Genomic DNA, 21,133 nt, shown 5'->3' on the forward strand with positions numbered 1-21,133 from the left:
CGTGATTGAACCCCGGTAACAGGGGTACCCGCCCCTACGATGAGGCCGTAGGCGGCCGCCGCCCCCCCAGTCGGCCGCCTGACAAGTCCCGGCCGGGCTCCCCTCCCCCCAAGAGTCCGGCCGGGCACCTCATCGTCGATCTTGTTGCGACGCCGTGGTTTCCGTTCCGGGATCCCCCGGAACGACTGTGAACGACCCGCGGACCGAGGGCGACCTCCGGGCGGGCGCGCGGTGCGGCGGCTGGCTCAGCTCGGGCGGCTCGGGCGGGTCCGGTGTGGACATCGTGACCGGCGCGCCCGGCTGCACCACGATCGGCTCGCCGTGGTGGCTCGCGCGCAGGGTGTCCCCCGCGACGATCCGGTAGGTGACCGAGCCCTCCTCGACCTCCACCGCGAGCCGGGTGCCGCGGAACGACATGCGGAACGCCATCCGGGTCAGCCCCGGCGGCAGGCGCGGCGCGAACGCCAGTTCCCCGTCGTGGTCGCGCATGCCGCCGAAGCCCGCCACCAGCGCGATCCACGCGCCCGCGAGCGAGGCCATGTGCAGTCCGTTGTGGACGTTGCGGTGCAGGTCGTGCAGGTCGGTGAACGCCGCCTCGGCCAGGTAGTCGTAGGCCAGCCGCACCGCGCCGACCTCGGCGGCCAGCACCGCCTGCGTGCCGGCCGACAACGACGAGTCACGCACCGTCCGCGGCTCGTAGTAGGCGAAGTTGCGGGCCTTCTGCGCGGGCGTGAACGCGTCGCCGCGCACGTGCATGGCCAGCACCAGGTCGGCCTGCTTGACCACCTGCTTGCGGTACAGGTCGAAGTACGGCCGGTTGAGCAGCAGCGGGTACTCGTCGGGGTCGGTGGCCTCGAAGTCCCACTCGGCGTGCGAGGTGAACCCCTCGTTCTGCTGGTGCACGTCGAGCAGCTCGTCGAACGGGACCAGCATCTTGTCGGCGGCCTCGCGCCAGCCCCGCACCTCGTCGGCGGTGACCTCCAGGCGCTCGACCACGTCCGGGCACCGGTCGCACGCGTCCGCCGCGCCGCGCAGGTTCTTCTGCGCGATGAGGTTGGTGTAGACGTTGTTGTCGACCACGGCCGAGTACTCGTCCGGCCCGGTCACGCCGTCGATGCGGAACCCGCCGTGCTGGTCGTGGTGCCCCAGCGACGTCCACAGCCGCGCGGTCTCGACCAGGATCTCCGCGCCGCACTCGCGTTCGAACGCCCGGTCGTCGGTCGCGTTCACGTACTGCGCCACGGCGTGCGCGACGTCGCCGTTGACGTGGAACGCGGCCGTGCTCGCAGGCCAGTACGCCGAGCACTCCGCGCCGCTGATCGACCGCCACGGGAACGCCGCGCCGAGCTGGCCGAGCACGCGGGCCCGCTCGCGCGCCTTGCCCAACGTCGAGTGCCGCCACCGCAACGCGTCCCGCGCCGCCTCCGGCACGGTGTAGGCCAGCACGGGCAGCACGAACATCTCGGTGTCCCAGAACGCGTGCCCGTCGTACCCCGGCCCGGTCAGCCCCTTGCCGGGGATCGCCCTCGTCTCGCCGCGCACCGCCGCCTGCATGATGTGGAACAGCGCGAACCGCAGCGCCTGCTGCAGCTCGTCGTCGCCGTGCAGCTCGATGTCCGCGACCTCCCAGAAGTCGTCCAGGAACCGCCGCTGCTCGGTCAGCAGGCCCTCCCAGCCGGTCTGCCGCGCGCCCGCCAACGCCGCCTCCACCTGCGCGCGCAGCGCGGGCACCGACCGTTGCGCGGACCAGCCGTAACCCAGGTACTTCACCAGCCGCAGGCGCCCGCCCGCCGGCACGTCCACGGCCGCGGTGAAGCGGGCCAGGTCGCCCTCGGCGCGGATCTCCGTGCGCACGCCGTCCTCGACGTCGAGCTCGTGGTCCATCGCGGCGGCCATCCGCAGCCCGGAGTTGCGCGCGTGGTGCGCCAGCACGGCCCGGTAGTCCTCGGCGTGCGCGAAGTCCGCCACCAGCGGCTCGTTCAGCGCCGCGGCCACCCGCGGGTCGTCGCCCTCGTTCTCGACCGGCTCGTTGGCCAGCAGGTCCGACTGCACCACCAGCTGCAGGTCCTCGGCCGGCACGACCTCGTAGTGGATCGCCGCGACGGCCCGCTGGGTCAGCGACACCAGCCGTTCGCTGCGCACGGTCACCCGGCGGCCGGTCGGCGACTCCCACTCCGTGCAGCGGCGCAGCGTGCCGGTGCGGAAGTCCAGCTCCCGCTGGTGCGCGTGCGCCCGGCCGTAGCGCATGTCCAGCGGCTCGTCCTCGACCAGCAGCCGGATCACCTTGCCGTCGGTGACGTTGACGACCGTCTCGCCCGCCTCGGGGTAGCCGTAGCCGGATTCGCCGTACGGCAGCGCGTGCTCCTCGTAGAAGCCGTTGAGGTAGGTGCCGGGCAGCCCGCGCGGCTCGCCCTCGTCCAGCGTGCCGCGCAGCCCGAGGTGCCCGTTGGACAGCGCGAACACCGACTCGGTCCGGCGCAGCTGGTCGACCGCGAGGCCGTCCCAGCGCACCATCCAGGGGTGGATCTCCCAACCGGTCACAGCAGCTCCGCCAGGTCCTCGACCACGACGTCCGCGCCGTGCGCGCGCAGCGCCTCCCGCTGCCCGGTCCGGTCCACGCCCACCACGTGCCCGAACCCGCCCGCGCGCCCGGCGGCCACGCCCGCCAGCGCGTCCTCGAACACGGCGGCGTGCTCCGGGCTCACGCCGAGCAGGCGCGCGCCCGCCAGGAAGGAGTCCGGCGCGGGCTTGCCCTTGAGCCCGTCGCGGCTGATCACCACGCCGTCCACCAAAGCCTGGACGAACGGGCTGAGGCCGGCCGCGTCGAGGACCTTGCGCGCGTTCGCCGACGAGGTCACCACGCCGATGCCCAGCCCCTCGGCCTCGACCGCGCGCAGGTAGGGCACCGTGCCCGCGTAGGGCGACACGCCCTCGTGCCGGATGATCGCCTCCAGCAGGGCGTTCTTGCGGTTGCCGACGCCGTGCACGGTGTCGGCGTCCGGCGGGTCGTCCGGCTCGCCCTCGGGCAGCGTGATGCCGCGCGAGGCCAGGAACTCGCGCACGCCGTCGTAGCGCGGCCGGCCGTCCACGTACTTGAGGTAGTCCGATTCGGCGAACGGCGGCTCGCCGTGCGGGCGCAGGAAGTCGTCGAACGTGCGCCGCCACGCGCGGCGGTGCAGCACGGCCGTGCTCGTCAGCACGCCGTCGAGGTCGAAGAGGCAGGCGGTGATCGCGTCGGGCAGTCCCAGGGCCATGCCCAGTTGTCTACCCCTTCTCCGTCCGGGGTACCCGCTGGCGGAGTGGACACCGGCGGAGGGATCGAGCCATGGGCAAGCCGCGCGTGCTGGTCGTCGGAACGGGCTTCGCGGGCTACCACTGCCTGCGCGCGCTGGAGCGCGTGCTCCCGGCCGACGCCGCCGACCTGGTGGCGGTCAACCCCACCGACTACATGCTCTACGTGCCGCTGTTGCCGGAGGTCGCGGGCGGTTCGCTCGACCCGCGCCGGGTGGCCGTGCCGCTGCGGCCCAAGCTGCCGCGCACGCGGTTGGTGCAGGCGCACGCCACCGCGCTCGACCTGGCCGCGCGCACGTGCACGGCCGTCGACGTCGAAGGGCGAGAGCAGGTCCTGGAGTGGGACCGGCTCGTGCTGACGGCGGGCTCGGTCACCCGGTTGATGTCGATCCCGGGCGTGGCCGAGCACGCGTTCGGGTTCAAGTCGGTCGCCGAAGCCGTGTTCCTGCGCGACCACGTGCTGCGGCAGGTCGAGCTGGCCGAGCAGGCCGACGACCCGGCCGAGCGGGCGGCGCGGGCGACGTTCGTCGTGGTCGGCGCCGGGTACACGGGCACGGAGCTGGTGGCGCAGGGCCTCCAGCTGACCCGCTCGGCGTTGCGCGGGCGCAGCGGGTTGGCGGAGTCCGAGGTGAAGTGGGTGCTGGTGGACCTGGCGCCGCGCGTGCTGCCGGGGCTGGACGAGCGGCTGTCCGGGCCCGCCGCGCGGGTGCTGCGGTCGCGCGGCGTGGACGTGCGGCTGGGGACCAGCGTCGAGGAGGTCACCGCGGACTGCGCGAAGCTGACCGACGGCAGCCGGATCCCGACGCGCACGCTCGTGTGGTGCGTCGGCGTGCGGCCCGACCCGTTGGTGGGCTCGGTCTCGCTGGCCACGGTGAAGGGGCGGGTGGTGGTCGACCCCACGCTCGCCGTGCCGACGCACCCGCACGTGTTCGCCGCCGGTGACGTGGCGGCGGTGCCGGACGTGTTCAACGGCGGGAAGCCGACGCCGATGACCGCGCAGCACGCGCAGCGCCAGGGAAAGCTCGCCGGGCGCAACGTCGCGGCCTCCCTCGGCCACGGCCCGGTGGGCACCTACCGGCACCGCGACCTGGGGTTCGTGGTCGACCTGGCCGGCGCGCAGGCGGTGGCCAACCCGCTGCACGTCCCGTTGACCGGCCTGCCCGCGAAGGCGGTGGCGCGCGGCTACCACCTGCTGGCGATGCCCGGCAACCGGCTGCGGGTCGCCGTCGACTGGCTCACCGACCTCCTCGCCCGCCGCCAGGTCGTCCAGTTCGGGCTGGTCCCCGAGGCGGGCGTGCGGCTGGGGGACGCCGAGAAAGCCGGCGCCGCCAACCGGGGGTGAGGCTCAAGCCGGCTTGAGCGGGTCGTGGCCGATGGACATCAGCCGGTGCCTCCAGTGCGCCTCGCCCGCCGTCGGTTCCAGGTCGTCGCGCCGCTGCTCCCGCACCCGGTCCACGACCTTCTGCATCACCTTGACGTCCTCGGTGGTCAGGTCCGTGCGCCGCTTGCGCAGGACGCGCAGCACGTCCTGGCCGGTCGGCGTGCCCGCCTGGTCGGGCACGGTCTCGCTGTCCTCGTCGGCCGAGCGGGTGCGCAGCCAGTCCTCCAGTTCGTGCGAGGTCATGTTCACCACGCGGTGGAAGTCGTCCCACAAGCTGTCGGTCATGGGGGAGAGGGTTGCCGCTGCGGCGGAGGGTGAAACGCGGGCCGTCGGCGCGACCTTTGCGCGATCCGAACATTCGCCGCACGCGCTCCACACCGCGACCGGCGATCGTGGTCGTCATGAAGACACCGATTCGCCTCGCCGTCGTCGTCACCGCCGCGTTCGGGCTCTGCTCGGCCGGGGTCGCGGCGGCTCAGGAGAGCAGCTACGCGCCCATCACGATCAGCCCCGACCAGGTGAAGCAGCTGTGCGAGAAGCGGGCGCCGCGGATCGAGGAGCGCGTCACCCGGATCACCACGCGCATCAACGGCGGGCCGGAGGTGGCCGGGTCGACGGCGTGGCTGCGGGCGCAGGCGCAGCAGGCGCGCGACGCGGGCAACACCGCCCGTGCCGAGCGGTTGGAACGGCGGCTGGAGCGGCGCGAGGGGCAGCTGACCAGGCTCGGTGACGCGCAGCGCCGGGTGGACGAGTTCCAGGCGTCGCACTGCGGTGTGAAGTGAGGGTCCTGGCGGCAGCGGTCGTGCTGCTGTTCGCGGTGGCCGGGTGCCGTGCGGAGGGCGCGCCGCCCGCGGACCCCGGCTTCGACGGGATCGAGGCGACGCTGGACGCCGTCGAAGCCGAGGTCTCCGAGCCGTAGGGCGTCAGCCGACGTCCGGCGTGTACTGCCCCTTCGCCACCGCGACCGCCCCGGCCAGCTCCTCCTCCGAGGCGGTGCCCGACTCGCGGACGACCGCCGTCCACGCGTCGATGGACCCGGCGTTGAACCGCTGGGTCTCCGGCGCGTTGGCGGCGGCGACCGGGTCGAAGTCGTCGCTCACCTCGCCCGCGAGGTACAGGCCGAGGCCGAGGAACGCGCCGTCCCAGCCGGGGCCGACGTACAGCGCGCCCGCGCCGCTGCCCGCCATCGCCTTGGGCACCGTGTGCTCCAGCTCGACCGTCGTGCGCTCGTCGCCGTCCTCGGTCAGGCGCAGCTCGACGATGCTGGTGTCGGCGCCCCACGTCAGCCGCAGCAGCTTCGGCGGCGCGCAGGTGAGGACGGTGCCGCTCGCGTTGTGCTCCACCTGGAAGCTCCCGCCCTCCCGCAGGTCGCCGCTGACCGGCAGGAACCAGCGCTTGAGCCGGTCCGGGTCGGTGAGCGCGTCCCACACGTCCGCCGCCGCCGCGTCGTACGTGCGTCGCAGCAGCACGCCGATCGTCTCGTCCGAGCCCGCGCCCACCTCCCGGTGGATGGCCTTGAGCTGGTCGGCGATGTCGATCACTGTTGTTCCTCCTTGAGTCGCCTCTCGCGCTTGCCGCGCGCGAGTTCGGTGGCCAGCGCGTCGAGGTGCCCGCTCCAGAACCGGCGGAACCGGTCGAGCCACTCGTCCACCTCGCGCAGGCCCTGGTCGTCCACCGCGTAGAGGCGTCGGGTGCCTTCGGCGCGGACGCGGGCGAAGCCGTTCTCGCGCAGCACCCGCAGGTGCTGGGAGACCGCGGGTTGCGAGATGCCGAACTCCCGGCGGACCACCTCCGTGACCGCGCCGGAGGTCTGCTCGCCGTCGGCGAGCAGCTCCAAGATGCGGCGACGGACCGGGTCGCCGAGGACGTCGAACGCGTGCACGACCAGCATCTTTCAGCCTGGGCTTATATAAGTCAAATCTAAGGCTCAGGAATTGTCGGTGGTCGGTGGCACTATCTCGAACGGATGTTCGGTACGCGTTCGAAGGGAGCCATGCGATGCGAGTTCGACTAGATCCCCGTCAGTGGCCCGGCCGTGTCATCCCCGAGACCGACGCCGAGATCGACACGGCGGTCGAGGCGCTCTGCCTGCGTGCGACCTGGCCCGATGCCCACCGCGCCGCCGTGCGCCGGGTCGTCGAGCCCTGGTTCGCCGAGGGGTGGAGCGTCGATGCCCTGCTGGCGGCGGTCGACCGCAGGCCTGACGGCACCAGGCAGGGCAGCCCGAGGAGCCGCGACCAGGTAGCGCACGACTTCCTCCGTGCGCGGCTGAGGTCGTGGTGGCAGGGGGGCGCGCGGCGTGCGCGCCCCCCGGTGGCGGGCATGACGCTGGGCGCCTGGTGGCGCATCAACCGGCGCAACGCCCGCTTGACCGAGCCGCGCGCCCGGCGGCCGCTGAGCACGGCGGGCAGCCTGGCGCGCGAGCAGTCGCGGGAGCGGGTGCGGGCGCGGCTGAAGGACCCGGTCGAGCGGTCGCGCGAGTTGGCGCGGCGGCGGCAGGAGGTGCTGGACGGGTTGTTGGTGCCGGGGCAGCGGGTTCCGACGTTCGACGACGCCCGCAAACTGCTGGCCGACGTGCGGCTGCCCGCGCACCCCGTGTGCAGTCGGTGCGGCTGCAGGCAGGGGGTGCTGCCGAACGCCGCTTGACGCGTCCTTAGTCTGTGGTACCCGACACGGTGAATTCGGCCGACGGGTCGTGTGCTTTCGGGTCGAGCTGGTGGTGTGGCGTCGTGACTTCGGGTGGCAACGCCCGTGACGCCCTGCTCGCGGACCGAGCTGCGCGCGGCCTGTCGTGACGCGTCCGGTCGACGTCCCTGTTCCGCAAGCTGTGGCCGTAGGAGTTGGCAGTGTCCTGGTTGTTCACCATCATCCTGTGCGTGGCGGCATTCCTGGCCGGCGCGGCCGTCGTCTGGCTGCGCCTCGACCCCACCATCCGCGACCTGCGCGCCCAACTGAACCAGCCATCCGCCCCCAAGGCGACCACCGACACTCCCGCCGCCACCACCACCGCTGCCGCTGACGCCACGGACACCGCTGACACTGCCGCCGCTGCGATCCCGGCCGCCGAAACCACCCCGGAGCCCGCCAAGGCCACCGAGGTCGCCGAGGAGCCCGCGCCCGCCAAGGCTCCCGAGGCGGTCGAGCCCGAGGCCGTCGAAGAACCCGAGACCGTTTCGGCACCGAAGTCCGCGCAGGAGCCCGAGATCGCCGCGGAAGCCGCAGCGCCTCAGGCCGCCGAGGAACCCGTCACCGAGGAACCCGCCGCCAAGTCCGAGCCCGAGGTCGAGGCCGAGCCCGAGGTCGGCCAGCCGGTCGAAGAGCCCGTCGCGGTCGAGTCGCCTGCGGCCGTTGCCGAGCCCGTCGCCGTTGCGGAGCCTGTCGCGGTCGAGGAGCCCGCCGGGGAAACCGCGCCCGTCGCCGGCGAGCAGCCCGCCGAGGAAGCCGCGCCCGTCGCGGTCGAGGAGCCGGTCGAGGAAGCCGCCGCCGCAGACCCCATCGCCGCGCCCGCGTCAGTCGCCGCACCCGTGGTCGCTGAGGAGGTCGCCGAGGTGGTCCTGGAGGTCAAGGCGAACTCCAAGTCGATGATCTTCCACACCCCCGACTCGCCGTACTACAAGCGCATGAAGGGCGACGTCACCTTCAACTCGGTCGCCGAGGCCGAGCGCGCCGGCTACACCCAGTGGACCCCGAAGCCGAAGGTCGCCTCGCCCGCGCGCTGAGGTAGGCCGTCCGGACCACTCGTGCGTCGCGATCAGGCGAATAGCGTTACACCGCTCGGGTATTCACCGATCGGGGTGACCTGATGCCAACGCGAGATGGTGGGCGGGGAGCCGGCGACGTGGCCGCGCTCGCGCTCCACCGCACGGACGTCGACGGCGCGGCGGTGGTCCGTCCGACCGGTCGGCTCGACCTGACCACCTATCGCGAACTGCGCGACGGGCTGCTCAAGTGCGCCGTGGACGAGCCCACCGCCGTGATCGTGCGGCTCGACGACGGCTTCGAGTGCGCCACGCCCGCCTTCATGTCGGTCTTCACCACGGTGGGTCTGCGCGTGTCGGAGTGGCCGGGCGTGCCGGTGATGCTGGTCGGCGAGTCGCCCGGCCACCGCCGCGCGCTGGCGACCGGCGACACGGGCGCCGTGCCCCGGTTCACCGCGCTGAACGCCGCCCTGGCCGCCGTCGAACTACCGTCCGAACGCACGCGCGACGAGACGCAGCTGCCCCACTCGCTGCTCAGCGGCCTGCTGGCGAGGCACTTCGTGCGCGAGGCGTGCCAACGCCGGGACGTCACCCACTTCGTCCACGACGCGGTCACCATCGCCACCGAGCTCGTCGAGAACGCCGTCCGCCACGCCCGCTCCGCACCGGTGCTGCGCGTGGAACTGCGGGGCCACCGGCTGACCGTCGCGGTCCGCGACGAGAGCCCCGACCCGCCCCAGGAGCCGAAGGCCGAACCCCCGCGCTCCGGCGGCTGGGGCCTCACGATCGTGTCGTCGCTGAGCCGCACGTGGGGCTGCTACCCGTGGCCGCACGGCGGCAAGGTCGTCTGGGCCGTCCTCGGCGACTGAACGCCGAGCCCGTCAGCTCGCCTCGCTCACCGCCGTCACGATCGTGAAGTGGTCGACGAGGTCCGTCAGCTCCAACGGGTGCAGCACGACCTTCGTCGTCGCGACCAACCGCAGCGCCGTGCCGACCGACTCGCACGCCGACCGCAGTGCGATCAGCAGGTTGATGCCGGTCGACCCGAGGAACGTCACCCCGGAGAGGTCGAGCACGAGGACCCGGCTCGCGTCGCCGAGCCGGTGCCGGACGTACTCCTCCACGCCCGGCGCCGTCGCCATGTCGAGCTCACCGGCCACGGCGACCACCACCACGCCCGCGGACACCTCGCGCGCCGTGAGCGTGACGGCGTCGGTGAAATCGTCCATGTCCACCCCTGGGTGTGGTCGGCAGAGTGCGGCTGCCTGCTCAACCGCGTTCAGCCTAGGCCCAGGAGAACTGTGAGCGCCCGTCAGGACCGGTGCAACTCCTCCGACCCGACCCGACCACGACCCGCCACCCCGAAGGCGTTCTCGGGGCCGGCCGTCGTGGTGGGCTCAGCCGACCACGCGCCGGATGACGTTCACGGGCCCGATGGACTCGATGTCCTGCACCTTCACCGGCACGCCCTCGGTGGACGCGTGCACGGCGCGGATGCCGTCGATCGCCATCGCCACGTGCGTCTGGCCGGAGTAGTAGATGATCAGGTCGCCGGCCTTGACGTCGTTGCGCGACACCGACCGGCCGATGGTGGCCTGGCCGTAGGTGGTGCGCGGGATCGCGATGCCGACCGACCGGTACGCCGCCTGCATGAGGCTGGAGCAGTCCCAGGTGTTCGGGCCGTTCGAGCCGTACACGTAGTCCTTGCCGCGCTGGGCCAGCGCGAACGCCAGCGCCTCGCCTGCCTTGCCCGCCGGGACGGGGATCGGGCCCATGTCGCCCGCGTTGTTCAACGCCGCCCGCTCCGCCGAGCTCAACGAGCGGTAGGCCTCGCGGGCTTCGGTGATCTGCCCGTCCAGCGCGGCCTTGCGCTGGTCGATGTCCGCGATGGCCTTGTTCGCCGCGTCGGCGGCCTCGTTCGCGCGGCGGGCGGCGTCGTTGGCCAGGTCGACGGCGTCGCTGAGCCCTTGCAGGGCTTCGGCGTTGTCGCCCGCCAGCACGCCGAGCGCGGACATGCGGTTGAGGAAGTCCTGCTGCGAGTCGCTGACCAGCAACGCGGACAGCTGGCCGAACCGGGCGCCCTCGAAGGAGGCCTCGGTGAGCAGGTCGACCTGGCCGCGCAGCGCTTCCTGCGCCTGCTGGGCCGTGGCGATGTCGCGGTTGGCCTGGTCGAGCGAGCCCTGGGCGTTGGCCAGCGTCTCCTGCGCGCGCAGGTGCTCTTCGTTCAGCGCCTCGGCCTGGTGGGAGAGGTCGTTGTACTTCTTCAACGCCTCGGAGGCGTTGGACGGCGTCTCCGGGTCGGCGGCGGCTTGGGGGAGTGGCAGGGCGGCGCCGAGCAGCGCGGAGACGGCCGTGGCCGTCAGGGCTGCGCGGACGGTGCGCTGAGCGGATTTCGACGCCACGGTTCGCGCAATCCTCCTTGAGCCGGCTGGGCCCCGAACGGGTTACACCCGCCCAGGGTCTCGGACAGGTTACGGAACCCGTCGGAGCCAGTCCATAAGGGGTCCACTTCAGCCGGTTCCGGGGACGTCCGCCATCGCTCTTCGCCCGCTGCGGTCCGACGGTCTCGGACCGACCCGGCGCGAAGAAGGTCAGCTCGCCCGCGCGACGACGGCGGAGTGGGTGAACTCGCCCGCCCGCACGCCGCGCATGAACATCTCCCACTCGCCGCGCGTGTAGCGCAGGGCCGCATCACCGTCACGTGCGCGGAGGATCGCGCCGCCGCGCGGCGCGGGCAGCACCGTCAACGCGCCGTCCGCCTCGACCGAACCCGCCACCAACTGGCGGAGGAAGTCGTCCCACGCCGGGGCGTCCACGGTGAGCACCGGTCCGGCGCCCTGGTCCTTGGTGTCGCGCACCTGGACCACGTCGCCGTCGAACCGGACCTCGACGCAGTCGCCCGACGCCGTGCTGAAGCTGCTCTTGAACCAGGTGGCCGAGGGGTTGTGAGGCATCAGAACCGCTCCATCTCGTGGTAGACCGCGTCGATGAACCCGCGCGAGTCGCGGTCGTCGAGCGCGCGGTCGAACGTCTCCGCGAAGCTCGCCGTCGACTCGAGTATCACTTGGCGCTTGTCGATGATGACACCGCTGATCGCTGTCTCCTGGTACATCAGGTCGCCGAGCCTGTTGGAGCGAAAGGAAAGGATCTTCAACGCCGCGCCGAGCAAGGGGTGCGCCCCCGCCGCGAAGGGGATGACCCGCAGCCGGACGTGACCGCCCTTGCGGTCCAGGACGTCCAGCAGGTGCGCCAGTTGCCGCCGCATGACACCGGCGTCGCCGACGAGTTGCCGCAACGCGGCCTCGCCCAGCACGACGTCGAGCCGCAACGGGTCGTCGCCGTCCAGGCGGCCCTGCCGCGCCAGCCGCGTCTCCAACCTCGGGCCGACGTCGACGGGCCGGATGTACGGCGTGCCCGCCCGCACCACCGCCCGCGCGTAGTCGGCGGTCTGGAGCAGTCCCGGGATGATGTCCGGCGCGTACTCGAAGACCTTGTCCGCGCCCGCCTCCAACCCCAGCAACCGCAGGAACTCGTCCGAGTAGAGCCGGGCGTAGTCGTACCACCACTCCCGCCGCTCGGTCCGCGCCCGCAGCGCTTCGAGCCCGGCGCGTTCGTCGTCGGCCAGCTCGTAGGCGTCGGCCAGGTCGCCGAGTTTCGCGGCCGTGAGCCGGCGCTTGCCGGACTCGATCGCGGACAGGTTCGTGCCGCCGATCCCCGTCGTCCTGCCGACCGCCGCCGCCGTGAGCCCGAGCCGTTCCCGGTGCTCCCGGAGCCTCAGCCCGAGTTCCCACGCCTGCACCGTGCTGGAGATCGGGGCGTCGTCGCCCATGTCCTTCGTCCCGTCGGATCTGGTGGTCCGGAGCGATACCGAGAGTAGCGACACCGCACCCGTCCGATGAATCGACACCGGGATAATTATCAATATAGCTTCAGGTCAAGCACGAGAAGTGTCTCGCGGTTCGAGGTGATGACCTGATGGACCACCAGCCCACGCTCCGTGGCCGCCTGCTCGGCCGGGAGCTGCGCCGGGTCCGCGAAGCCGCCGGCCTGACCGTGGCCGAACTCGCCGCGCGCACCCAGCAGTGCCCGCAGCGGATCCAGCGGCTGGAGGACGGCGTGGCCGCCGCGCCGGCGCCGGACCCGACGATGTGGTGCGCCTGGGGCGCCGAGGCGACGAGCGTGATCAACGTGCTGTGCCGCGCCGCCGAGCGGATCGACGTCTTCGCGCCGCTGGGCGTGCACCCGTCCCTCGCACGGCTGGACGCCGACCGCTGCACGGCCTACGTCCTGGAGGGCGTCACCGTCGACCGCGCCGACGTCACGGTCCGCGTGATCCGGCCCGGCGCGGGCCACTGCCCCGGCGTCGAGCACCCGGTGACCCGGTTCGTCCTCGCGGACGGCCCGGCCGTGGTGTTCTACGCCTACCTGCACCGCGCGATGTTCACCGACGACCCGAGCCACCTCCGGTCGGCGCAGGAGTTCTTCCGACGCCTAGCCGAACTGGCGCGCGCCTAGCGCGAGCCCGGTGAGGTCCGTCCGCCCGCCGGGGTGGCCAACCGCGCGACCGGCGGCGGCCGTCGCGAGCCGACCCGCGTCACCCGGGTCGTCACCCCGCACCAGCGCCACGGTCAGGGCCGCCACGAACGCGTCGCCGCCGCCGGTCGTGTCCACGACCTCCTCGTCGGTCAACGCGATCACCGCCGAGTCCCCGTCCCACATCAGCACGTTCGCCTCGCCCGGCACCTCCAGCGCCACCACCGACGGGCCCCTGGCGAGCAGCTCGCGTCCCGCCCGGAGGGCCGCGTCCGTCCCGGTGATGGACCGCCCGGTCAACGCCTCCGCCTCGCGGTGGTCGGCCCGCACCACGTCCGCCGCGGCCAGGAGCTCGGCCACCCGCCCGTCCGGTGCGCCGTCCAGCACGACCAGCCCGTTCGCCGCGCGGGCCGCCGCCAGCGCCGCGTCGGCCGGCTGCTGCAACTGCACGATCACCGCGTCCGCGCCGCCCAGCATCGCCGACGCGGCCCGCACGTCCTCCGGCGTCACCAGCGTCGGCCCGGGGACGTCCTCCAGGTACCGGTACCCGCCGTCGCACACGACGTCCACCATCAGCGCCGTCCGGACGCCCTCGCGGCACACCACGGCGGCCGTCGCTACGCCGTCCGCGCCGAGCCGCTCGACCAGCAGACGGCCCTCCCGGTCGTCCCCGACGACGCCGACCAGCGCGGCCGTTGCGCCGAGCTGCCTCGTGCCCCGGGCGATGTTCGCGCCCTTCCCGCCGAGCATTTCGCGACGTTCCAGCACGCTCGCGCGGCCACCGGATCCGGGCACCGCGGGCACCACCAAGACCAGGTCACGGGCTATCTGACCGACCACCGCGATCCGCATGGTCGAGCGGTACCCGGTGGCCACCAGTTGAAACGGGTCGTTGACGTGGCGTCACCGGTAATGCGATCGTAATTCTGGGAGCGCTCCCAGTCCTGTGGTTCACAGATCACCGTCGATCTGAAGGAGAAGGTCCTTGCGACTCAAGCGCTTTGGGGCGTTGGCGGTTGCCGCGCTCGGTATCGTCGGTGTGACCAGCGTCTTCGTCCAGAGCGGCGTAGCGGTGGCGCACGGGTCGATGACGTACCCCCCAAGCCGCACCTACGCCTGCTACGAGGACGGCAGGGCGGGCAGCGGCGGCGGCGACCTGAACCCGACGAACCCGGCGTGCGTCGCCGCGGTGCAGCTCGGTGGGAAGCAGCCGCTGTGGGACTGGTACGGCAACCTGATCAGCCAGGCCGCCGGCAAGCACCGCGAGATCATCGCCGACGGCGACCTGTGCGGGCCCACGACCAAGTACGACGCCTACAACCTGGCCCGCAGCGACTGGCCGGTGACGACCCTGCGGGCGGGCGCGTCGATCAACTTCAAGTACAATGCCTGGGCTCCCCACCCGGGTCGCTGGGACCAGTACGTGACCCGCGACGGCTTCGACGTGACGCAGCCGCTGAAGTGGTCGGACCTGGAGCCCGCGCCGTTCGACAGCATCACCAACCCGCCGCTGGGCAGCGGCGAGTACTCGTGGAACGGCACCCTGCCCAACAAGTCCGGCCGCCACATCATCTACTCGATCTGGCAGCGCAGCGACAGCCCGGAGGCGTTCTACAGCTGCTCGGACGTGAACTTCACCGGTGGCGGCGGCGGTGACACCCAGGCGCCGACGGCGCCGGGCACGCCCACCGCGACCGCGACGGCGGACTCGGTGTCGTTGAGCTGGCCCGCGGCCTCGGACAACACCGGCGTCAGCGGCTACACCGTGTACCGCGAGGCGGGCGCGACCGACGTCTCGGTCGCGACGACCTCGGGCACCACGGCCACGGTCACCGGTCTGAGCGCGGACACGGCCTACCAGTTCTACGTGGTGGCGCGGGACGCGGCGGGCAACACCTCGTCGCCGTCGATCGCGGTGTCGGTGCGGACCAGTACGGGCGGCGGCACGACGCCGGGCGCCTGCGCCGTGACCTACAGCGTGCCCAGCTCGTGGTCCGGCGGCTTCACCGCCAACGTGTCGGTGAAGAACACGGGCAGCAGCGCGGTCAGCGCGTGGCAACTGGTCTGGGACGTCCCCTCGGGTCAGGGGATCACCCAGGCGTGGTCGGCCGAGGTGGCCGTCGCGGCGGGCAAGGCCACCGCGAAGGGCGCCAGCTGGAACCAGAACATCCAGCCGGGCCAGACGGTGAGCTTCGGGTTCAACGGCACGTCGCAGGGGACGCCCGCGAACCCGACCTCGTTCGCCCTCAACGGCGCTTCCTGCGCCGCGGCCTGATGTTGGGTCGGTGCGCGGCCCTGGTCGCGCTCCTGGTGGGGTCGGTCGCCTGCTCCTCGGCGGCGACCGACTCCCCCGGTCTGGGCTCCAACGCCCTCGGCCCGCCGCTGGGCACCCCGGCGGCGGTCGGGGAGTGGGTGCGGGAGAAGACCGGGCAGTGCGACGAGGTGGTGCCTCGGACGATGGAGGAGTTCGCCGAGTTCGTCGGTCCGCTGCGGGCGAGGCTCTACGCGCCGTACGTGGCGGAGTGGGCGACGTGCGAGGCGGGGCCGTACCAGCGGCTCGGGCTGGTGGTGTTCCAGCGCGAGAAGCTGCCGGACTTCCAGCGCGCGTGGCAGGGCGCGATGGCCGGCGGCGAGGTGTCGGACAACCCGGACTTCGGGTTCGGCAACGGCTTCGCGTTGAGCGGCACGCTCGGCCTGGAGCTGCTGGGACTGCACGAACTGCGTTGCACACCGGTGGGACCCGGCGAGGAGGTGGGGCACACCCTGCCCGCGGAGGCGGAGGGGTGCACCTACGTCCAGAAGCCGGGCCACCACCACTAGAGGCGGCTCGTCAGCGTGGCGCGGCGGTGCTCTGACGCACCACCAGCGTGGTGGCAAGCTCGATTCGGCGGTGTTCGGGCTCTTCACCACGTGCCAACGTGATGGCGAGACGGGTGCCCGCCGCGGCCATGTCCTGCAGCGGCTGCCGGACCGTGGTCAGCGGCGGGCCCACCCATTGCGCGACCGGGAGGTCGTCGAAGCCGATGACGCTGAGGTCTTCGGGGATGCGCAGGCCGGCCGCGCGTGCCGCCTCGTAGACGCCGAGGGCTTGCAGGTCCGACCCCGCGAAGACCGCCGTGGGCGGGTCCGGCAGGTCGAGCAGCGGCGCGAACTGGGCGCGCCCGGACTCGACGTGGAAGTCGCCGTACCGGACCAGGTTCGGGTCGTAGGCCAGGCCGGCGGTCTCCAGCGCGGCGCGGTAGCCGTCCACGCGGGCGCGGCTGCACAGGACCCGCTCCGGGCCGCCGATCATGGCGATGCGGCGGTGGCCGAGCTCGATCAGGTGGCGGGTGGCGGTGAGGCCGCCGTTCCAGTTGGTGGCTCCTATGGAGGGCGTCTCCAGCTGGGGTTCGCCGATCGGGTCGACCACGACGACCGGGATGTCCCGCGCGCGGAGCTTCGCCAGCTGCGAGGACGTGAGGTCGGAGAAGACGGAGATCACCGCGAGGGGCTTGCGCGCGATGACGCCTTCGAGCCAGCCGTGGCCGGGGGTGAGCCTGCCCTGCGACTCCGACAGCACGAGGGCGAGGCCCTGCTCGGCGGCGACCTGCTCGGCGCCCCGGATGATCTCCAGCGCCCAGGCGCTCTCCAGCTCGTGGAACATCAGTTCCACCAGGTTGGACCGCCGCGACCGTTCGTCCGCCCGCCTCTGGTAGCCGTGCCGTCGGATGATCGCCTCGACCCGTTCCCGGGTGTGCGGCGCGACGTCGGCGCGGCCGTTCATTACCTTCGAAACAGTCGGAACCGAGACCCCGGCCTCCGCCGCGATGGCGGCAATGGTGATCTTGCCCGAGGCTGTGCCATCCGAGGGTGACGGGTCGGCTTTGGTCGGCATGGGGGCAGTCTACGGCAGCCCCGCCCAGTTCCGGCCGCTAGACGCGGGGGAGCGGTGGTGGGTTGTTCGTCACTTGGAGTGTCCGTAACACGTTCGAAACATTCGACGTTTGAATCGAAACTGTCGAATATCCGGTTGCGCCCACCCAGCCGCACCGTCGAGGTTAGCGCAACGTGGCACCCGGCCGGCCCGGAAACGGAGCCCGAACGGCCCAACCGGCGTCGTCCTGACCGCTCAACCCGGGTACCCGTCGCGCGTGTCGAACGCTCAGGCAGCCGGGTTCGACGGTGGGAAGGCTCGGGCCCGCTGGGAGAGGTGTGGCGGGCCCGAGCCGGTCGGGTCAGCTCCGGTGGCGTGCGCCGCCGGACAAGAGGTCCTCGCGCAGGGCCCGGTGAGCGGGCTTGGCGGCGAAGTTCTCGTCGAGGATGCAGGCCGCACCAGCACCCTCGAACCACCCGGGCACCCAGGAGTACCTGTCCGCGTACCCCCAGACCGTGAACGACAGGCAGCCCGGCGTCAGCAGGCACGCCCGCAGCAGCGAGCGGTACACGTCCGCCTGGGCCCGCAGCTTCGCCGGATCGGGCGGCATGGCCATCCGCACGTCGGCTTCCGTCACCGCGGTGTGCACCCCGAGGGCGTCAAACCGCCCCAGGTTCTCCGCAAGCGTCGTCGGCGGCTGCTCCACCGAGCAGTGGCCCTGCACGCCGACGCCGTGGATCGGCACGTCCTGCCGCTTCAGCTCGCGCACGAGGTCGTACACGCCGTCGCTCTTGGCGTTGACGTCCTCGATGTCGTAGTCGTTGTAGAACAGCAGCGCGTCCGGGTCGGCCTCGTGCGCCCACCGGAACGCGTCCGCGATGTAACCGGGGCCGAGCGCCCGCAACCAGACGGTGTCGCGCAGCGTCCCGTCCTCCTCGACCACCTCGTTCACCACGTCCCACTGCCGGACGTGGCCCCTGAAGTGGCGCATGGTGGTCTGGACGTGCGCCTTCAGCACGGCCCCGAGCTCGTCCGCGGGCACGTCCGCCAGCCACGCCGGGTTCTGGTTGTGCCAGACCAGCGTGTGGCCGCGCACACCCTGCCCGTTGGCCCGGGCGAACGCGACCAGCGCGTCGGCCGGACCCCACTCGTAGTGCCCGCGGGTCGGCTCCAGCGCCTCCCACTTCATGGCGTTCTCGGCGGTGACGCTGTCGAACTGCGTCGCCACCCACTCGCGGTAGACGTCGTCCTCGGCCAGCGCCGCGAGGTTCACGGCGGTGCCGAACGCGAGGCCGTGCGGGGCCGCGAGCTGCCGGAGCGCCGGGTCCACCGCCGCCGCGGGTGCGGCGGCGGCGGAACCCGCGACCGGAACGGGCGCGCCGTCGGGCATGAGCGTCCCTCCAGTCGGGTCGGACTACTTGCCGAAACCGGCCGTGAGGCCGCTGAGCAGGAACCGCCGTCCGACCAGGTACACCACGAAGATCGGCAGCACGGACAACGTCACGGCCGCGAGCAGCGCGGGCACGTTCGTGCCGAACTGCCCCTGGAAGTCCCACAACCCGAGGGTGAGCACCCGCGACGATTCCGACTGGGTGAGCACCAAGGGGAAGAGGAACCCGTTCCACGCGTTGAGCGCGGTGTAGACGACGACGGTCATGATCGCCGGCCGCGCCAGCGGCAGGACCAGCGACACCAGCACCCGCATCGGGCCCGCGCCGTCGATGGCCTGCGCCTCGTACAGCTCACGCGGCACGTCGCGCAGGCTGTTGACCAGCACGAGCATCGCCACCGGCAGCGCGAACGCCGCCGTCGGCAGGATGATCGCGGTCAACGTGTCGTACAGCTGCATCCGCGTGATCATCAGGTACACCGGGATGATCGTGGCCTGCGCGGGGATCGCCAGGCCCATGAGGAGCAGGGTGAAGCCGCGCTGCACGAACGGGCTGGTGTTGCGGACCACCGCGTACGCGGCGGGCACGGCCACCAGCACCACGATCGCCACCGTCGCGACGGTCACGATCACGTTGTTCAGCAGGTACTGGCCGAAGCCGCCGGTCAGCACGGTGACGTAGTTGTCCAGCGACAACGCGTCCGGCATCTCCCACACGCTCTTGCCGAGGTACTCGGCGCGGGAGCGCAGCGACACCGTGACCAGGTAGAGCAGCGGCCCGACGACGATCGCCAGCCACACCAGGGCGAAGATCCCGGCGGGCCAGTTGGGACGAGAGTTCACGACCCCTCCTGCTGGCTGCTCATCTGGCGGAACCCGCTCCAGCGCATGACCGCCAGCGACAGCGCGGTGCCCAGGACGACCAGCACGACCGCGATCGCGCTCGCGTAGCCCATCTCGAACCCGCTGAAGCCGGTGATGTACATGTGCAGCGGCAGGATGCGGGTCGCGGTGCCCGGTCCGCCGTTGGTGAGGATCAGCACGGTGTCGAACGTCGTCAGCGAGCCGACCAGCATCAGCACCGACGACGTGACGATCGTGTACCGCAGCTGCGGCAGCGTGATGTGCCGGAACTTGCTCACCCGTGACGCGCCGTCGATGGTCGCCGCCTCGTACAGCGAGGCGGGCACCGCCCGGGCCGCACCTTGGTAGAGCAGGGTGTGGAACGGGATGAACTGCCACGAGATCACGAGCACCACCGTGTAGAGCGCGATGTCGGGGTCGCCCAGGAACAGCGGTCCGTCGACGAACGCGCCGAAGTTCGGCTCGAGCAGCGCCTGCCACAACAACGCGATGGCGGCCGTGGACAGCAGCAGCGGCAGGAAGAAGATCGAGCTGAGCACCGCCCGTGACCGCTGCTTGCCGGCCGCCCAGACCCCGATCAGCAACGCGATCGGGGTCTGGACGAGCCACGACACGACCATCAGCACCAGGGTCCGCCACACCGAGGCACGCGCCTCGCTGTCCTCGAGCAGCCGGGACCAGTTCTCGCCCCCGTTGAGCGCCGGTGTGCCCAGACCGTCCCAAGCGGTGAAGCTCAGGTAGATCACGAGCAGCATGGGCAACACGGCGAACAGGGCGAAGAATCCGAACGCCGGCACGGCATACCAGGCCGAAGGCCGCTGGGACGACATCAGCGCGCGGCCACCGCGTCGACGAACTGCTGCGGCGAGACCTTGCCCAGGAAGAACTCCTGGAGCTGGGTCAGCATGAACGTGGCGTCATCGGCGGGCAGGTCCTGGTCCCAGGACAGCTGGAAGTTCTTCGAGTCCAGCACCAGCTCGTAGATGAACGACGCGTACTCCGGGTTCGGCGACTTCTTCAGCTTCTCCTCGGCGCCCACCACCGGCGGGACGTCACCGGCCTCGATCAGCGCCTCGACGTAGGAGTCCTTGTGCAGCTCGGTGGTGACGAACTTCTTCGCCGCGTCCAGGCTCTTCGAGTCCTGGGTCGCCGAGTAGAAGTTGCTCACGTTGCCGACGAGGTTGCCCGCGTCGCCCTTGCCGCCGGGGATCGACGGGAACGCCACCCAGCCCAGGTCGCCGTTCTTCACGAAGTCCGGGCTCTGGTCGAGCTGGTTGGTGTACTCCCACGAACCCATGAGGTGCATGGCGGCCTTGCCCTGCGCCAGGATGGTCGACGCGCCACCGGCGTCGTAGCCGACGGAGGCGAAGTTGCTGCCGAACGCGCCCCGGTCGATGAGGTCCTTGAGCTTGGTCATGGACTCGACCACGGCCGGGTCCTTCCAGCCCGCGGGGCCGGCGTCCCGGATGTTCTTGAACACCTCGGGGCCGGCGACGCGGTCGAGCACGTACTCGGCCCACATCAGCTCGGTCCACGCCTGCGTGCCGGCGAGGGCGATCGGGGTGATGCCCTTGGCCTTGAAGGTGTCGACGGCCGCGAGCAGCTCGTCCCACGTGGTCGGCGGCTGCGCGCCCGCCTCGCTGAAGACCTTCTTGTTGAAGAACAGCAGCACGGGCTGCATGCCGCGCATCGGCACGCCGTAGTACTTGTCGCCGAGCTTCGCGCCGTTGAGCACGCTCGGGATGAACGCGTCCTTGGCGGCCTTGTTGTCGTTCAGCACCTGGGTGAGGTCGGCCACCTTGCCGGCGTCGACGTACTCCTTGAGGTTGCCACCGCCCCAGTTGAAGAACAGGTCGGGGGCCTGCGGGGAGCCGATGGCCACCCGGAGCCGCTGCTTGTACGGGTCGTTGCCGAACGTCTCCAGCGAGGCGTTGCCGCCACCCGCCTTGAACGAGTCGATCGACTTGTTCTCGATCTTGTTGAGCACCGGGTCTTCCAGTGCCCAGATCTTCAGTGCGCCGGCGTTGGTCTCGCCCGGACCGGACGTGCCACACGCGGACACCACTGCTGTCACGGCGACTAGCCCCATCGCGATGAGGGGACGCACCCATGAACGGCGGGAC

At 71.9% G+C, this 21,133-nt stretch carries 24 protein-coding genes; 9 read left to right on the forward strand and 15 right to left on the reverse strand.

Annotation, left to right across the window (positions count from 1 at the left end):
- Nucleotides 1–129 precede the first annotated feature (129 nt).
- Both ABTZ99_RS29420 and ABTZ99_RS29425 read right to left on the reverse strand, forming a co-directional pair.
- Complete coding sequence (locus ABTZ99_RS29420) at nt 130–2,514, reverse strand: glycoside hydrolase family 65 protein (RefSeq protein WP_498772833.1); 2,385 nt, start codon at nt 2,512–2,514, stop codon at nt 130–132.
- Between the two features lie 23 nt (nt 2,515–2,537).
- On the reverse strand, nt 2,538–3,254 hold the full coding sequence (locus tag ABTZ99_RS29425) for a beta-phosphoglucomutase family hydrolase (protein WP_498772732.1): 717 nt from the start codon (nt 3,252–3,254) through the stop codon (nt 2,538–2,540).
- 71 nt (nt 3,255–3,325) lie between these two features.
- On the opposite strand from ABTZ99_RS29425, the gene ABTZ99_RS29430 reads away from it, so the two are divergent.
- The gene (locus ABTZ99_RS29430) at nt 3,326–4,633 is read left to right on the forward strand and encodes an NAD(P)/FAD-dependent oxidoreductase (protein ID WP_498772734.1); all 1,308 of its coding nucleotides are present in this window, start codon (nt 3,326–3,328) and stop codon (nt 4,631–4,633) included.
- A 3-nt stretch (nt 4,634–4,636) separates the two neighbouring features.
- Here the strand turns inward: ABTZ99_RS29430 and ABTZ99_RS29435 are convergent, their stop codons facing one another.
- On the reverse strand, nt 4,637–4,957 hold the full coding sequence (locus tag ABTZ99_RS29435; RefSeq protein WP_498772736.1) for a DUF3140 domain-containing protein: 321 nt from the start codon (nt 4,955–4,957) through the stop codon (nt 4,637–4,639).
- Nucleotides 4,958–5,073: 116 nt separating this feature from the next.
- On the opposite strand from ABTZ99_RS29435, the gene ABTZ99_RS29440 reads away from it, so the two are divergent.
- Nucleotides 5,074–5,454 (forward strand): hypothetical protein, encoded by a 381-nt coding sequence (locus ABTZ99_RS29440; RefSeq protein ID WP_498772738.1) that lies wholly within the window; start codon nt 5,074–5,076, stop codon nt 5,452–5,454.
- Nucleotides 5,451–5,591, forward strand: a complete 141-nt coding sequence (locus ABTZ99_RS29445; protein ID WP_498772740.1) for a hypothetical protein — start codon at nt 5,451–5,453, stop codon at nt 5,589–5,591. The genes ABTZ99_RS29440 and ABTZ99_RS29445 overlap by 4 nt, the downstream gene beginning before the upstream one ends.
- 4 nt (nt 5,592–5,595) lie before the next feature.
- Here the strand turns inward: ABTZ99_RS29445 and ABTZ99_RS29450 are convergent, their stop codons facing one another.
- Nucleotides 5,596–6,213 carry an SRPBCC domain-containing protein gene (locus tag ABTZ99_RS29450; RefSeq protein WP_498772742.1) on the reverse strand — a complete coding sequence of 206 codons (618 nt, stop codon included), beginning with the start codon at nt 6,211–6,213 and terminating at the stop codon, nt 5,596–5,598.
- Complete coding sequence (locus ABTZ99_RS29455; protein WP_053716034.1) at nt 6,210–6,554, reverse strand: ArsR/SmtB family transcription factor; 345 nt, start codon at nt 6,552–6,554, stop codon at nt 6,210–6,212. The genes ABTZ99_RS29450 and ABTZ99_RS29455 overlap by 4 nt, the downstream gene beginning before the upstream one ends.
- A gap of 116 nt (nt 6,555–6,670) precedes the next feature.
- Between ABTZ99_RS29455 and ABTZ99_RS29460 the strand changes: the two genes are divergently transcribed.
- The 3 genes from ABTZ99_RS29460 to ABTZ99_RS29470 all read left to right on the forward strand — a co-directional run bounded on the left by ABTZ99_RS29460 (nt 6,671) and on the right by ABTZ99_RS29470 (nt 9,239).
- Nucleotides 6,671–7,318: a hypothetical protein gene (locus tag ABTZ99_RS29460; RefSeq protein WP_230570660.1), complete on the forward strand. Its 648-nt coding sequence runs from the start codon at nt 6,671–6,673 to the stop codon at nt 7,316–7,318.
- Between the two features lie 200 nt (nt 7,319–7,518).
- Nucleotides 7,519–8,391, forward strand: a complete 873-nt coding sequence (locus ABTZ99_RS29465; protein ID WP_499615757.1) for a sunset domain-containing protein — start codon at nt 7,519–7,521, stop codon at nt 8,389–8,391.
- A gap of 83 nt (nt 8,392–8,474) precedes the next feature.
- Nucleotides 8,475–9,239, forward strand: a complete 765-nt coding sequence (locus ABTZ99_RS29470; RefSeq protein WP_498772746.1) for an ATP-binding protein — start codon at nt 8,475–8,477, stop codon at nt 9,237–9,239.
- 12 nt (nt 9,240–9,251) lie between these two features.
- Here ABTZ99_RS29470 and ABTZ99_RS29475 read toward each other — a convergent pair whose 3' ends face one another.
- The 4 genes from ABTZ99_RS29475 to ABTZ99_RS29490 form a co-directional block, all read right to left on the reverse strand.
- Nucleotides 9,252–9,599 carry an STAS domain-containing protein gene (locus ABTZ99_RS29475; protein ID WP_498772748.1) on the reverse strand — a complete coding sequence of 116 codons (348 nt, stop codon included), beginning with the start codon at nt 9,597–9,599 and terminating at the stop codon, nt 9,252–9,254.
- 168 nt (nt 9,600–9,767) lie between these two features.
- The gene (locus ABTZ99_RS29480) at nt 9,768–10,772 is read right to left on the reverse strand and encodes a C40 family peptidase (RefSeq protein WP_499615761.1); all 1,005 of its coding nucleotides are present in this window, start codon (nt 10,770–10,772) and stop codon (nt 9,768–9,770) included.
- 189 nt (nt 10,773–10,961) lie between these two features.
- The gene (locus ABTZ99_RS29485) at nt 10,962–11,324 is read right to left on the reverse strand and encodes a DUF397 domain-containing protein (RefSeq protein WP_498772751.1); all 363 of its coding nucleotides are present in this window, start codon (nt 11,322–11,324) and stop codon (nt 10,962–10,964) included.
- Entirely contained in the window at nt 11,324–12,199 is an 876-nt protein-coding gene (locus tag ABTZ99_RS29490) for a helix-turn-helix domain-containing protein (protein ID WP_498772753.1), read from the reverse strand. The genes ABTZ99_RS29485 and ABTZ99_RS29490 overlap by 1 nt, the downstream gene beginning before the upstream one ends.
- Before the next feature lie 146 nt (nt 12,200–12,345).
- On the opposite strand from ABTZ99_RS29490, the gene ABTZ99_RS29495 reads away from it, so the two are divergent.
- Nucleotides 12,346–12,885, forward strand: a complete 540-nt coding sequence (locus tag ABTZ99_RS29495) for a Scr1 family TA system antitoxin-like transcriptional regulator (protein ID WP_498772755.1) — start codon at nt 12,346–12,348, stop codon at nt 12,883–12,885.
- Here ABTZ99_RS29495 and ABTZ99_RS29500 read toward each other — a convergent pair.
- Nucleotides 12,862–13,755 (reverse strand): PfkB family carbohydrate kinase, encoded by an 894-nt coding sequence (locus ABTZ99_RS29500; RefSeq protein ID WP_499615766.1) that lies wholly within the window; start codon nt 13,753–13,755, stop codon nt 12,862–12,864. The genes ABTZ99_RS29495 and ABTZ99_RS29500 overlap by 24 nt on opposite strands.
- Before the next feature lie 235 nt (nt 13,756–13,990).
- On the opposite strand from ABTZ99_RS29500, the gene ABTZ99_RS29505 reads away from it, so the two are divergent.
- Both ABTZ99_RS29505 and ABTZ99_RS29510 read left to right on the forward strand, forming a co-directional pair.
- On the forward strand, nt 13,991–15,178 hold the full coding sequence (locus tag ABTZ99_RS29505) for a lytic polysaccharide monooxygenase (RefSeq protein WP_499615769.1): 1,188 nt from the start codon (nt 13,991–13,993) through the stop codon (nt 15,176–15,178).
- Nucleotides 15,178–15,723, forward strand: coding sequence for a hypothetical protein (locus tag ABTZ99_RS29510; RefSeq protein ID WP_498772761.1), 546 nt, complete (start codon nt 15,178–15,180; stop codon nt 15,721–15,723). Before ABTZ99_RS29505 ends, ABTZ99_RS29510 begins: the two co-directional genes overlap by 1 nt.
- A 10-nt stretch (nt 15,724–15,733) precedes the next feature.
- On the opposite strand, the gene ABTZ99_RS29515 is transcribed toward ABTZ99_RS29510, so the two are convergent.
- From ABTZ99_RS29515 to ABTZ99_RS29535, 5 genes are all read right to left on the reverse strand, one after another.
- Entirely contained in the window at nt 15,734–16,777 is a 1,044-nt protein-coding gene (locus ABTZ99_RS29515) for a LacI family DNA-binding transcriptional regulator (RefSeq protein WP_230570671.1), read from the reverse strand.
- A 340-nt stretch (nt 16,778–17,117) separates the two neighbouring features.
- Nucleotides 17,118–18,146 (reverse strand): endo-1,4-beta-xylanase, encoded by a 1,029-nt coding sequence (locus ABTZ99_RS29520; protein WP_498772763.1) that lies wholly within the window; start codon nt 18,144–18,146, stop codon nt 17,118–17,120.
- 24 nt (nt 18,147–18,170) lie between these two features.
- Nucleotides 18,171–18,989: a carbohydrate ABC transporter permease gene (locus ABTZ99_RS29525; RefSeq protein ID WP_499615773.1), complete on the reverse strand. Its 819-nt coding sequence runs from the start codon at nt 18,987–18,989 to the stop codon at nt 18,171–18,173.
- Nucleotides 18,986–19,807: a carbohydrate ABC transporter permease gene (locus ABTZ99_RS29530; protein ID WP_498772767.1), complete on the reverse strand. Its 822-nt coding sequence runs from the start codon at nt 19,805–19,807 to the stop codon at nt 18,986–18,988. The genes ABTZ99_RS29525 and ABTZ99_RS29530 overlap by 4 nt, the downstream gene beginning before the upstream one ends.
- A gap of 32 nt (nt 19,808–19,839) precedes the next feature.
- Nucleotides 19,840–21,099 (reverse strand): extracellular solute-binding protein, encoded by a 1,260-nt coding sequence (locus tag ABTZ99_RS29535; RefSeq protein WP_499615775.1) that lies wholly within the window; start codon nt 21,097–21,099, stop codon nt 19,840–19,842.
- Nucleotides 21,100–21,133: the final 34 nt, after the last annotated feature.

Source organism: Actinosynnema sp. NPDC002837, assembly GCF_040295345.1.
Classification (GTDB): domain Bacteria; phylum Actinomycetota; class Actinomycetes; order Mycobacteriales; family Pseudonocardiaceae; genus Actinosynnema.